8 protein-coding genes, 1 pseudogene and 1 CRISPR repeat array are annotated in these 12,210 nt (G+C 44.3%); of the genes and pseudogenes, 8 read left to right on the forward strand and 1 reads right to left on the reverse strand.

Features of this window, described 5'->3' with window-relative positions; translation table 11 throughout:
- Positions 1-2: 2 nt before the first annotated feature.
- From KN1_RS06485 to KN1_RS14955, 8 genes are all read left to right on the forward strand, one after another.
- Complete coding sequence (locus KN1_RS06485; RefSeq protein ID WP_221290229.1) at positions 3-1,148, forward strand: mandelate racemase/muconate lactonizing enzyme family protein; 1,146 nt, start codon at positions 3-5, stop codon at positions 1,146-1,148.
- On the forward strand, positions 1,148-1,795 hold the full coding sequence (locus tag KN1_RS06490; protein WP_221290232.1) for a GntR family transcriptional regulator: 648 nt from the start codon (positions 1,148-1,150) through the stop codon (positions 1,793-1,795). The genes KN1_RS06485 and KN1_RS06490 overlap by 1 nt, the downstream gene beginning before the upstream one ends.
- A 293-nt stretch (positions 1,796-2,088) precedes the next feature.
- Complete coding sequence (locus tag KN1_RS06495) at positions 2,089-2,238, forward strand: hypothetical protein (protein ID WP_221290236.1); 150 nt, start codon at positions 2,089-2,091, stop codon at positions 2,236-2,238.
- 180 nt (positions 2,239-2,418) lie between these two features.
- Positions 2,419-3,003 (forward strand): IS607 family transposase, encoded by a 585-nt coding sequence (locus tag KN1_RS06500; RefSeq protein ID WP_221290239.1) that lies wholly within the window; start codon positions 2,419-2,421, stop codon positions 3,001-3,003.
- Entirely contained in the window at positions 2,981-4,276 is a 1,296-nt protein-coding gene (locus tag KN1_RS06505; protein ID WP_221290242.1) for an RNA-guided endonuclease InsQ/TnpB family protein, read from the forward strand. Before KN1_RS06500 ends, KN1_RS06505 begins: the two co-directional genes overlap by 23 nt.
- Positions 4,277-4,545: 269 nt before the next feature.
- Complete coding sequence (locus KN1_RS06510; RefSeq protein WP_221290245.1) at positions 4,546-4,779, forward strand: AbrB/MazE/SpoVT family DNA-binding domain-containing protein; 234 nt, start codon at positions 4,546-4,548, stop codon at positions 4,777-4,779.
- Positions 4,780-4,837: 58 nt separating this feature from the next.
- Complete coding sequence (locus tag KN1_RS14720) at positions 4,838-5,047, forward strand: PIN domain-containing protein (RefSeq protein WP_338057086.1); 210 nt, start codon at positions 4,838-4,840, stop codon at positions 5,045-5,047.
- An 812-nt stretch (positions 5,048-5,859) separates the two neighbouring features.
- Positions 5,860-11,265: direct repeats of the CRISPR family, unit length 30 nt; unit sequence GTTTCAAGTCCCCAAGGGAATGCTACAAAC.
- Positions 11,266-11,837: 572 nt separating this feature from the next.
- Entirely contained in the window at positions 11,838-11,969 is a 132-nt protein-coding gene (locus tag KN1_RS14955; protein ID WP_258712636.1) for a hypothetical protein, read from the forward strand.
- Here the strand turns inward: KN1_RS14955 and KN1_RS14725 are convergent.
- Positions 11,926-12,202, reverse strand: a pseudogene (locus tag KN1_RS14725) (type II toxin-antitoxin system RelE family toxin). The gene KN1_RS14955 and the pseudogene KN1_RS14725 overlap by 44 nt on opposite strands.
- Positions 12,203-12,210 lie beyond the last annotated feature (8 nt).

Below are 12,210 nucleotides of genomic sequence, written 5' to 3' on the forward strand. Positions count from 1 at the left end.
GAATGAAAGTCAGTGTCTTCCACCTATCAATACCGTTCCTCACCGACCCCCCTTCAGACTGGACAGAACAGTGGGCAGTACAACTATACGTAAAAGTTGAAGAGTGGGGGGAGCGGGGTTGGGGGGAGACTTTAGTAGCGGGCAGCGGTATTATAGGGGCCTATTCTTCCGTAATAACAGAACTCATAAAGCCTTTCCTCGAGGGGGACACCGTGAGCTCACCTTACGAGCTCGAAAGCCTCTTGGAGAAGATAATGTTCAGTGCCGGTAACTGCGGGGTGGTAACAGGGGCCATAAGTTCTGTGGAGATGGCGATTTGGGGGCTGAGGGCTAAGAAAATGGGAGTACCGTTGGCGGACCTCTTCGGGGGTAGGAGTAGGGGTTCTGTGAAAGTTTACGGGAGCTTCCCCAGGTTTTCAAGGATCGAAGACGTCCTTAGAGTTACGGAAGCGGTAAGGGAAAGGGGACTCAACTTCATAAAACTCCACCAACCCCCTTCCACGGTTTTGGAGACGATAAAGGCAATCCGGGAGAAGTACAGAGAAATGAAGGTAGCTGTAGACCTCAACTCGCCTTTCGACTTAAACGGTGCTAAGGAATTCGTGAATAAAGTGTCAAGGTATGAAATAGAGTGGGTAGAAGAACCTTTGTACCCGCCTAACGACTACTACGCACTGGAAAAGCTGACCAGGGCTTCCCCCGTCCCGATAGCCGCGGGAGAAAACGAGTACACACTCCACGGGTTCAGGGCCCTCTTGGAGTCCGGTGTGTCGTACCTCCAACCCGACATAGCGAAGATCGGAGGGGTGAGTAAGTTCCTGAAAGTCCTGGAACTGGCCTCGTCATACCACGTTAAGGTGGCACCCCACGACAGGCCCGATAGATCCCCGGTCTCGCTTATCTACACTCTTAACTTAGCCTCGGCTAGGGGGGAAATAGAGGTCGTGGAATACCCTATAACCGATTTCCCTACAGACCTCTTCCCTTCGGTCCCGGTCTTCAAAGGGGGGTATGTAGTCCCACCGGAAAACGTAGAAGTGAGGGAGGAAGCGATAGCTAAATACCCGTACACGAGCAAGGTCAGGATCCTACATTTTAGTGATTTAGAAGGTAAATTAATAAAATCCTGGTACGATAATAATCCCTGATGAGCAACCTAACGGAGACCGCCTATAACAAGATACTTAGTAATATAGTTAACGGTAAGTACAGACAAGGGCAGAGGCTGACGGAAGACCAGTTATGTAAAGACCTCAATATGAGCAGGACACCTGTGAGGGAGGCACTGAGGATGTTATTGTCTGAAGGGGTAATAAAGAAAGAGAACAAGTCCTATTCGGTAGTTTACATCACCGCGGAGGAGGTGAGGATGTTATACGAGGTGAGGATCCCGTTGGAGGGGCTCGCCGCTAGGCTGGCCTCATTGAGGGCTAGTGAAGAGGACATAATAAATATGGAGAGGACACTGTTTAAAGTCAAAGAAGAGTTAGAAAAAGGTGACCCCGACCCCCTGACGTTGGCCCAACTTAACGGTGCATTTCATGAGGCTATTGCAAACGCCGCGAGGAACACTTACTTACGTTCTTACCTCACAAGCACAAGGGTCAAGTTAAAAATAGTGAGGACTTCACTCTTTACCAGTTTTGAAAGGAGGGCGGAAGAATATGATGAACACTACTCGGTGTTTACCGCTATTAAGGAGAGGGAGCCGGAGGAGGCAGAACGTCTGATGGTAGAGCACGAGAAAAGGGTATTGGACTACTTGGAAAAGAGGGTCTTAGTGTATATGAGTTAATCCCGTGTTACGGAGTATTTTCATCATCGCGGTCAGGACAGAAAGGGTAAGGGCTTTTCCCTATCTGTTAAAACCTTTAACGCGGTTTTTGGGCCTCTTTGTTCTCCGGTCTAGCGTGGTTAAGGGGTAGTCCCGCTGTTAGGTCCACTACCCTTACTGTTTGACCTCACCTAGGTGACCTCCGAGGGGTTTTCACCTTGTTACCGTTAAGCCCAGTTACCCTCCCGTTAAAGGGGTAGTAATTACCTTCCCTTCTCCCCCGTTTACACTCAGTCATACAAGGCACAGATAAGGTGAGGACGACAGAAACCGGATTGGCGAAGCAAGCGGGTGACGTTTACATCTCGCTCAGCGTAGGTAGTGTCCAAGTAATTTCAAAGCAAGTGTCCTATGAGGGAGGAGAGGGTGACTTAGGAAGATTTGCGAAGAGAGGGAGTCTATGAAGTTTATATGTTATCCTCTGTATATTTTATCTACTTATGTTATAGGTCCTGTAGGAGCAGTAGTTATACCATAGCCCGTTTCTGACCTGGCTTTTCCCGCCGACGGTAAGCTAAAGGCCGTTGACAGCAGTTTCTAATAAATCGTAAAGTTTATATTATTTCATCACAAACTCTTATACAATGCTAAGACCCAAAGAAGTCTGTCAACGTCTAGGGATTTCCTATGCAACACTTAGAGAATACGTTAAGAAGGGTTACATTAAGCCAGTAGTATTACAGAGCGGGAAGTGGAGGTTTAGGGAAGAAGATGTAGAGAAATTAATGGGGATTGTTAAAAAGAGGAAAGTGATATTATACGCAAGAGTGTCATCGAACACACAGAAAGACGACTTGGCGAATCAAGTGAAATACCTAGAGGAACAGGTCAAGGACTATGACCAGGTAATAACTGATATAGGATCTGGACTAAACATGAAGAGAAAAGGATTCCTCAAATTATTGAGGATGATACTGAACAACGAGGTCGCAAGGGTGGTCGTCGCATACCCAGACAGGCTTGTCAGGTTCGGATTCGAGATAATTGAAGAAGTATGCAAAGCACACAACTGCGAAATAGTAGTGTTAAACGAGGAAGATAAAACACCAGAACAAGAGTTGATAGAGGATCTGATCTCAATCCTAGTATCATTCAGTGGGAAGCTGTACGGCATGAGGAGCCATAAATATGAAAAGGTGAAGAAATGTGTCGAGGAGCTTAAGGCTTAAAACATTTCAACCAGAAGAGGAGTATATTTACCTAACCTACTCCCTGAAGAACGATAAGAAGGAGGAGAGCAGGATATTACTAGAGAACTACAAAATCCTACTACAAAAAGCATTAGACTGGTTGTGGGAGAGGACTAAGGTAGAGAGGAAGGAAGTGAGGAAAGGTAAGAAAGTGCTTACAAAGGTAAAAATAACCTTACCTAAGAAGAAGGAGGTATACAAGGAGCTCAGGGATGAACTAGAGAAGATTAACGTCCTAGCTTCACACTACGTGGATAAGGCAATAAACGATGCTTACTCACTCCTGAAGAGTTGGAAGAGGAGAGCTGAGAAGGGACAAGCATCACTTAGGAAACCCAAGCTAAAGAAGGTTTATGTTAGGGTAAAATCAACGCTGAGGAAGGTTGAGGGTGAGTCAGTTAGGGTAACTGTTAAACCTTACGAATACATCACGTTTTCGTGGTCACATGCATGGTTCTCTAAAAGGGTTAAAGGGCTGGAACTCGGCGAGCCTATAATTAAGGAGGAAAAAGTGTACCTACCGTTCCGCTATAAATTACCTTGGAGTACTCCGCTCAACTTCCTAGCAATTGATAGCAACCTTTACACATTAGACGCTTACGACGGGGGGAAATTCATAACGTTCTCCATCAAGGAGCTGTACAGTCTGAAGTACGGTATGCAGTTGAAGAGGGCTAGGGTTCAGTCCTTCGCCTCAAAGCACCCTAAGAAGGGTAAGGAACTTACGAGAAAGTACTCCCACCGTGAGAGGAACAGGGTGCTCGACTACGTTCACAAGTTCGTCAACAAACTCTTGGAAATGTACCCGCTGACCATGTTTGCAGTAGAGAAGCTAGACAAACAAGCGATGTTCGAGGACGCCACTGACTCCCTCTCAAGGAAGATATCGAGGACTGTGTGGAGGACAATACACCGTGTGCTTAAATACAAGGCTCCGCTTTACGGTTCATTCGTTAAGGAAGTGAACCCGCACCTCACCTCTAAGTCCTGCCCCAGATGTGGATGGGTTTCCCGAAAGGTCGGCAGGACTTTTAGGTGTGAGAGGTGTGGGTTCACGTTAGATAGGCAATTAAACGCATCTCTGAACATCTACCTCAAGATGTGCGGGTTCCCCCGCATCCGCGATATTCCGCGGGTGTGGGTTGGGGTTATCCCGCTAAAGGGGCGGAGGAGGATGAATGGGGCAATGCTCCATGACTCTGGTGAAGCCCAAGGGCTGAGGGTTGATATGAAATATTATGAAATCCTATGAAGCCCAAACCCCGTTTTACAAAATAATTATTATTACGTATGTGTTGTCCGTCGGCGAACTATACTAGGCTAAGGGAAATTATGACCTGCAAAGGACACGTGAAAGGCACCTCACCTCCCCACAGATAAACCTAGATAGCCTCAGGAGTATTGCCCTTTAAAGACCGACCGGGTATGGAAGTAAGTTAAAATTGCTCGCCACGGGTTGACCGTCCTTCGGGGAGGTAGTTGTAAAGAGCTTTATATACTAGTAAATAGTAAAGTGGACCTATGGAGAGGGTAAAGGTAACGAGGGGCTACCAAGTGACTATCCCCGCCTCAATAAGGAGCAAGATCGACATAAGGGAAGGCGACGTATTTGAGGTCTACTTAAACGGCGACGAGATCGTACTGAGGAAAGCCAGGACGCAGAGGCCCAGAGTAAAGCTCGGTAGGGAATTATCACTAGAAGATATCGAGGGAGCGATAAGGCGCGGAGAGGGAGAGAGCTATAGTCGACACTAACGCGGTCGTATAAGACTATGTAGAGGACTCAGCACACCACAAAGAAGCCGAGGCAACCCTGTACTCCTCGGACAAATGGGTGGTCCCAGTAATCGTTGCCCACGAACTGGTCTGGTTTTTAGAAGGCATGGGACTGGAGGACAGGCTCGGCGACATTACAGCATACTCACAGCACCGAAGAGCGGAGGTGGTTTACGACTGCGGTGACCACATAACTGGAGCCATAGAGGTCTTAAAGAAAGAAAAAACTCCCCGTTTCGGATTATAAGGACATGGTCATACTCTCCCACGCGGTACGCGAAAGACACTCCCTAGCTACGTTTGACAAACGACTATCGAGACCCGCGGAAAGGTACGGCGTGGAAGTCATTTCTAGATGCCAAGGGAACAAAACTCTTTTCCCTAAAATACGCCATAGCCAAATCAGAATAATTTTAGAAACCGCAAACCGTTTACTTCTAAATAATTAAAAGTCCTGTACGAGAACGAGGCACAATTTTTTTAAGACACGATGTCGCGGTCATCATACTTTGACGTACTTAAGGGTCTTAACCGAGGTCGGTGACCCCCAAACTCGTTTCAACGGGTCAGAGGAGCGGCGAGGAGGGAAGCCAGTTAGTGAACACCTAAGTTCACACACGCGTTTCAACGGGTTAGAGGAGCCCTCCTTGATCTACCGGCCAGTTAACCCCGTGAAGCTTAGCCTTCACTTTGCAGTGTCCGTTCCCTTTTGGCACCAGAATTTTAAGCTGACCTGAAGTAAAGCCTAAAGACCTTATAAGTGTTATCAGTCAGTTCGTATTGTTAAGGAAAACAGGGTAACTACCATTTCCTCGAAATTAAGAGTATTAATTTTGCAAGGGTCGTAAGACCCATCTTACGGAACCACATAAAACCTCGTAACCCCTTCTAGTAAACGTTACTAAAGTATGTTTGTCCCTCCTTCTAAACCTCTCCCAAGATAGTATTAGATAGAATAGCCCTTAAGAATAATCTTGTTTTTTAGTACTAATTCTTTGTAGAATCTAATCGGCATTTGAGAACACTCCCAACCGAAGTTACCTTTTTTCCTATATTTGAGTTCTAAGTCCCTAAGGCAGTGCTATAAACCTCCCTAGAACTTCTTTGCCCCGCTACTGTCTCCCAGTTTCAAGTCCCCAAGGGAATGCTACAAACACGAATTTTTGGTATTTTTTATAAGCTCTAATATTATTGTTTCAAGTCCCCAAGGGATTGCTACAAACAATCGTACTAGAATTATTATCGCTGATATCCCATCGTTTCAAGTCCCCAAGGGAATGCTACAAACAATGTATTATGACCCTATCACAGAACGATATATACGTTTCAAGTCCCCAAGGGAATGCTACAAACAGAAAAGCATTAAGAGGGAATTAGGATGGCAAGAGGTTTCAAGTCCCCAAGGGAATGCTACAAACGACTAGGAGTAGGAGGTATCTTAGCAGCGTTCAAAAGTTTCAAGTCCCCAAGGGAATGCTACAAACGAGAAGGTGTTTTAGGGCTAAGGTAAATGGAGTGTGTTTCAAGTCCCCAAGGGAATGCTACAAACAGAAGGACTTAGAGGACTTCATAAAAAGAAAGGACGAAAGTTTCAAGTCCCCAAGGGAATGCTACAAACGTCCTCGTTTTCAGCCCACACATATATGAACTGTATGTCGTTTCAAGTCCCCAAGGGAATGCTACAAACAAAGCGATATATCCCCGATGGCGGAGGAGTGCACTAGTTTCAAGTCCCCAAGGGAATGCTACAAACTAGCTTGGGATCCAACACTTGCGCTTTTACTGCTTACTGTTTCAAGTCCCCAAGGGAATGCTACAAACTCTAGAATAATCAAGGGTTAAGTTGATGAGGAGTTCGGTTTCAAGTCCCCAAGGGAATGCTACAAACATAGTACACCGTTTTCTTTTTTAAATACTGTCTTATCGTTTCAAGTCCCCAAGGGAATGCTACAAACATCGAGAGGGCAAAAATTGAGGGGTGTGATGTATTGCGTTTCAAGTCCCCAAGGGAATGCTACAAACTTCCGATCTAAATTCGGGATTTGTTTCACAAGCTGCAAGTTTCAAGTCCCCAAGGGAATGCTACAAACTAGGAACTGCGGTTACACTCTGTACAAATTTGAAAAAGGTTTCAAGTCCCCAAGGGAATGCTACAAACATTATACTTCACCAGATATTATCACGTATGACCATAGTTTCAAGTCCCCAAGGGAATGCTACAAACTCGATGCTCGGTGCGGCAGAGACTGAGTATAGTATCCTGTTTCAAGTCCCCAAGGGAATGCTACAAACCGGTAGGTAGCGGAGGTGCTATAGCGTATCAGCTGAGTTTCAAGTCCCCAAGGGAGTGCTACAAACATTCTATAACACTACCTTCATCAGTTTCCCTGACTCTGTTTCAAGTCCCCAAGGGAGTGCTACAAACGAATATCTACGGTGAGCCGGAAGTAGTGCTATCATAGTTTCAAGTCCCCAAGGGAGTGCTACAAACCAAAACGCGAAGGTGATGTGAAATGACTATAGATTAGTTTCAAGTCCCCAAGGGAGTGCTACAAACTGAAGAAAATCAAAGATATGCACTTATAAAAATTAGGTTTCAAGTCCCCAAGGGAGTGCTACAAACCTTGGTGTGCGGAAAGGGCGGTGAACTCCTCGTCACCGTTTCAAGTCCCCAAGGGAGTGCTACAAACGACTGGAAACGGGTTTGAACCGTGGGTTCTTCTTGAGTTTCAAGTCCCCAAGGGAGTGCTACAAACTCTCAAATTATAATATTTGCAATTTTATATTTATACAATAGTTTCAAGTCCCCAAGGGAGTGCTACAAACAAACATCATACCCAAACTCACACTTCACCGGCACCTGTTTCAAGTCCCCAAGGGAGTGCTACAAACGGATCATAGTACATGACTAAATCGTATAGCTCACCGTGTTTCAAGTCCCCAAGGGAGTGCTACAAACTGATGGTATCAATTTCAGAAGAAGAGTTCAAAAGAAGTTTCAAGTCCCCAAGGGAGTGCTACAAACCCCATGTAGCCAAGGTACATGACGTCTTACATAAAGTTTCAAGTCCCCAAGGGAGTGCTACAAACGGGAGGGCTTCCTCGTCGACCCGGCCACGGGTGAGGGTTTCAAGTCCCCAAGGGAGTGCTACAAACGGGAGGGCTTCCTCGTCGACCCGGCCACGGGTGAGGGTTTCAAGTCCCCAAGGGAGTGCTACAAACGGGCATCAAGGTCTGGAAAGAGCAATACGTTAGAAGGTTTCAAGTCCCCAAGGGAGTGCTACAAACACATTCGGCTCACTGATCGAAATAGTAATTTATTTGAGTTTCAAGTCCCCAAGGGAGTGCTACAAACAAAATATTGAGAATTCCTACCAGCCTCAAAAGCTTTGTTTCAAGTCCCCAAGGGAGTGCTACAAACATACGTCATAAAATCGGAAAAATAAATGTTAGTTATAGTTTCAAGTCCCCAAGGGAGTGCTACAAACCTTGTAACCCCCCTCTTCTGCTACTTCCCTCAGGATCCGTTTCAAGTCCCCAAGGGAGTGCTACAAACTTTTCATCAAGATAACTAGCAACCGCCGTATAATTTGGTTTCAAGTCCCCAAGGGAGTGCTACAAACCATAGTAGGAGCTACGGGCTCTGGGAAGAGTACTACGTTTCAAGTCCCCAAGGGAGTGCTACAAACCCTGGAGAACACCTAATGAATGCATTCAAGAAGAAAAATGTTTCAAGTCCCCAAGGGAGTGCTACAAACCTAGTCAGCATAACGAACATGGGGTTTACCATTTCTAGTTTCAAGTCCCCAAGGGAGTGCTACAAACTGTTTCTACTTGACCATGCTGAGATGGAAAGGGTGAAGTTTCAAGTCCCCAAGGGAGTGCTACAAACGCCATATGCCTTGCGATATTAGGACCGTCCGCTTCTGGTTTCAAGTCCCCAAGGGAGTGCTACAAACGCCATATGCCTTGCGATATTAGGACCGTCCGCTTCTGGTTTCAAGTCCCCAAGGGAGTGCTACAAACATTATCTATCATTATCAACTATTTTTCTCATGGTTAGTTTCAAGTCCCCAAGGGAGTGCTACAAACTCCTTTTAGTTAAACGATTAGATATTTACACATTTGTTTCAAGTCCCCAAGGGAGTGCTACAAACTTAGATTCTTCGTCAAAAACAAGATACGGTTTCTTTAGTTTCAAGTCCCCAAGGGAGTGCTACAAACTAAATGGTGGCAAATCAAACTTCAAGAATTCATCTGTTTCAAGTCCCCAAGGGAGTGCTACAAACTACTTTCTAGATTCTAAAAAAATGATAGAAATCTTGGTTTCAAGTCCCCAAGGGAGTGCTACAAACATAATTTTACAGTGGTGAGAAAAATTGTCCATACCCCCGTTTCAAGTCCCCAAGGGAGTGCTACAAACTGGAGATGTATATTTTCTTCTAGGAGCATCACAATTTTGTTTCAAGTCCCCAAGGGAGTGCTACAAACCGAATTTTTCGGCTGAACTGATGTTCTCATCTTCAATGTTTCAAGTCCCCAAGGGAGTGCTACAAACACTATTACTTTAAATGATTATTCTACAATTGAAAACCGTTTCAAGTCCCCAAGGGAGTGCTACAAACGTCAATTAGGAATTGAAAATAGAAAAGAAAACCCGGTAGTTTCAAGTCCCCAAGGGAGTGCTACAAACACAATATTAAGGTTAATAATCAATGGTAATTCTTGACGTTTCAAGTCCCCAAGGGAGTGCTACAAACGCGATGATGAAGGATTGACAGGCTGAAAATGACGAGCGTTTCAAGTCCCCAAGGGAGTGCTACAAACTTTGAAGAGAGAAAGACTTATATATTTTAGTATGATAGGGGTTTCAAGTCCCCAAGGGAGTGCTACAAACCTCAGCCTGGAGCAAGCTATCGACATTTGCCTTACGGCGTTTCAAGTCCCCAAGGGAGTGCTACAAACCAAGGCGAACCAAGTAGACCATGACATTACTGAGTTCATGTTTCAAGTCCCCAAGGGAGTGCTACAAACCCAATATATCAGAGTTAGAAACGCTCCGCCTAACGGTGGTTTCAAGTCCCCAAGGGAGTGCTACAAACGGACGAAGGGCTTTGTGAAAAATATAAAGCATATTAGTTTCAAGCCCCCAAGGGAGTGCTACAAACCAAATTACCTTAATACATATCATAAAACTTCTACAAGTTTCAAGCCCCCAAGGGAGTGCTACAAACATGTTCTCAAAGTCACATTTTCTGGTTTACAGTCAAGTTTCAAGCCCCCAAGGGAGTGCTACAAACCCTTATACGCTCTTTTATTTCTCACTGTAGAGGATGTTTCAAGCCCCCAAGGGAGTGCTACAAACCATAGGACGGGTTCGGAGGAAAACAAATAGGTTCAATGGTTTCAAGCCCCCAAGGGAGTGCTACAAACTTGCCCCGCTAAAGGCTAACTCCTCAGAAGTGTTAGTTTGTAGGTTTCAAGCCCCCAAGGGAGTGCTACAAACTAGGGGTTTTTAAAAACCCCAATAGTGGAGGTGAAAGTTTCAAGCCCCCAAGGGAGTGCTACAAACAAAGAAACGTCATGGTGTTGAGGATAGACATAATAAAGTTTCAAGCCCCCAAGGGAGTGCTACAAACGAAGTTTGAGATTGTACTTTATCTTTTGAAATGGAGGTTTCAAGCCCCCAAGGGAGTGCTACAAACTTTGTAAGATTCTATTATTCTAAGCGTGAAATTATGGAGTTTCAAGCCCCCAAGGGAGTGCTACAAACCATGGACACAATCTGGAAAGACTTACTTTATAGAACGTTTCAAGCCCCCAAGGGAGTGCTACAAACTCCTCTTGTATTTGTTTATCAGTTGAGACGATTAACAGATTTATATATGTTTCAAGCCCCCAAGGGAGTGCTACAAACAATTATCTTGAGAATTATACTTAGCAAATTCACGACAGTTTCAAGCCCCCAAGGGAGTGCTACAAACAAAAGTCCTAAAAATATATAAAATCTGTCTGAGTGGAAAGTTTCAAGCCCCCAAGGGAGTGCTACAAACAAAAAAACAAATCAAGAGAGAAAACAAAAGAGAAGAGTTTCAAGCCCCCAAGGGAGTGCTACAAACGCTGAATATAGCCCGCGAAACCTTTTGGAATCCTCATGAGTTTGTGTTTCAAGCCCCCAAGGGAGTGCTACAAACTCAAATATTAAAATAGGTACAGGGGGTGGTGAAAACTAGTTTCAAGCCCCCAAGGGAGTGCTACAAACAAATGTGTGAAAAAATACGACAAACCGGAAATGAATGGTTTCAAGCCCCCAAGGGAGTGCTACAAACTATTTTTAACGCCTCACTTATGTCAGCCTTTTCCCCAGTTTCAAGCCCCCAAGGGAGTGCTACAAACTCCCCACAAGTGCAACTGGAAAACAACCCCTACCAGATAGTTTCAAGCCCCCAAGGGAGTGCTACAAACTCCTCTTGTATTATATGTTTTCTAGGTTGATAAAAGTTTTGCTGTTTTCCGGCAGCGTTACCGCTCCTTAAAGCTACCTTTCACTGCCGAGGGAGTTTTACGTAAAAATAAATATGTTTTAGTTGTAATATTTTTGTTTTACCTTTCACTGCCGATCTCACTCCCTGCCATATAAAATGAATAAATATATATAGAATTAGAATAAATATGCGGGTCGGACGTAATGGGATTTCACGGCTCCTTTGCGAATTGTAATAGTCCTAATGTACAAATAACCTAAATGAGTACTAACTGATCTTCCGTTGAATTGGTATAATTTAGTATATAAATAATACAGTATACTTAAGGTCATTCTAAATAAACTAAATTATAAACTCGTCACTTCACGTTTTTACACGTACTATGTATTAATATTGTTTAAGTGTATATTTAATGGCAATAATCTCATTATCGTTAGGCAAATAGAAACCGCATAGGACCGTGAAAGACCCCTAGTTTTCCTTATAATTTTTCAAAACTCAACGAGAATAATTACCATGTCCTTTTTTAATGTCCTCAACAAACATATAATTATGAAGAGCGGAAAAGACGAGGGATATTATTACGTTGAATTAGACAGAGAGGAGATAATTAAGCTTAAGGAAATTGTTGAGAAAAAGGCTAAGGACCGTAAACCTTCTTATGAGACCCCATCTCCCAAATAAATACAATACAGTTTTTTGAGCCCACACTGTAAAGTATCCTTATATCTCCCGTAACCTCTATTGAGAACATAGGGTTCCCGTACTTATCCTTTCCCGGCTCTCTCTGGCATATTTGAAAGGGCTATTGAGTATGAGTAATACCTTTTCCAGAATAAGCATAACCAATCACTTTCAAACTCATCCATCAAATATTCCGCTAATTCTTCTAAACTGTTTATTTTCTTATTGAACATAAACCTTG

Source organism: Stygiolobus caldivivus, assembly GCF_019704315.1.
GTDB classification, from domain to species: domain Archaea; phylum Thermoproteota; class Thermoprotei_A; order Sulfolobales; family Sulfolobaceae; genus Stygiolobus; species Stygiolobus caldivivus.

Excerpts from the sequence above, each read along its gene's own strand:
- KN1_RS06510 (WP_221290245.1), top strand. The coding sequence starts at position 4,546 with ATGGAGAGGGTAAAGGTAACGAGGGGCTACCAAGTGACTATCCCCGCC.
- KN1_RS06500 (WP_221290239.1), top strand. The coding sequence starts at position 2,419 with ATGCTAAGACCCAAAGAAGTCTGTCAACGTCTAGGGATTTCCTATGCA.
- KN1_RS06490 (WP_221290232.1), top strand. The coding sequence starts at position 1,148 with ATGAGCAACCTAACGGAGACCGCCTATAACAAGATACTTAGTAATATA.
- KN1_RS06485 (WP_221290229.1), top strand. The coding sequence starts at position 3 with ATGAAAGTCAGTGTCTTCCACCTATCAATACCGTTCCTCACCGACCCC.
- KN1_RS14955 (WP_258712636.1), top strand. The coding sequence starts at position 11,838 with ATGAAGAGCGGAAAAGACGAGGGATATTATTACGTTGAATTAGACAGA.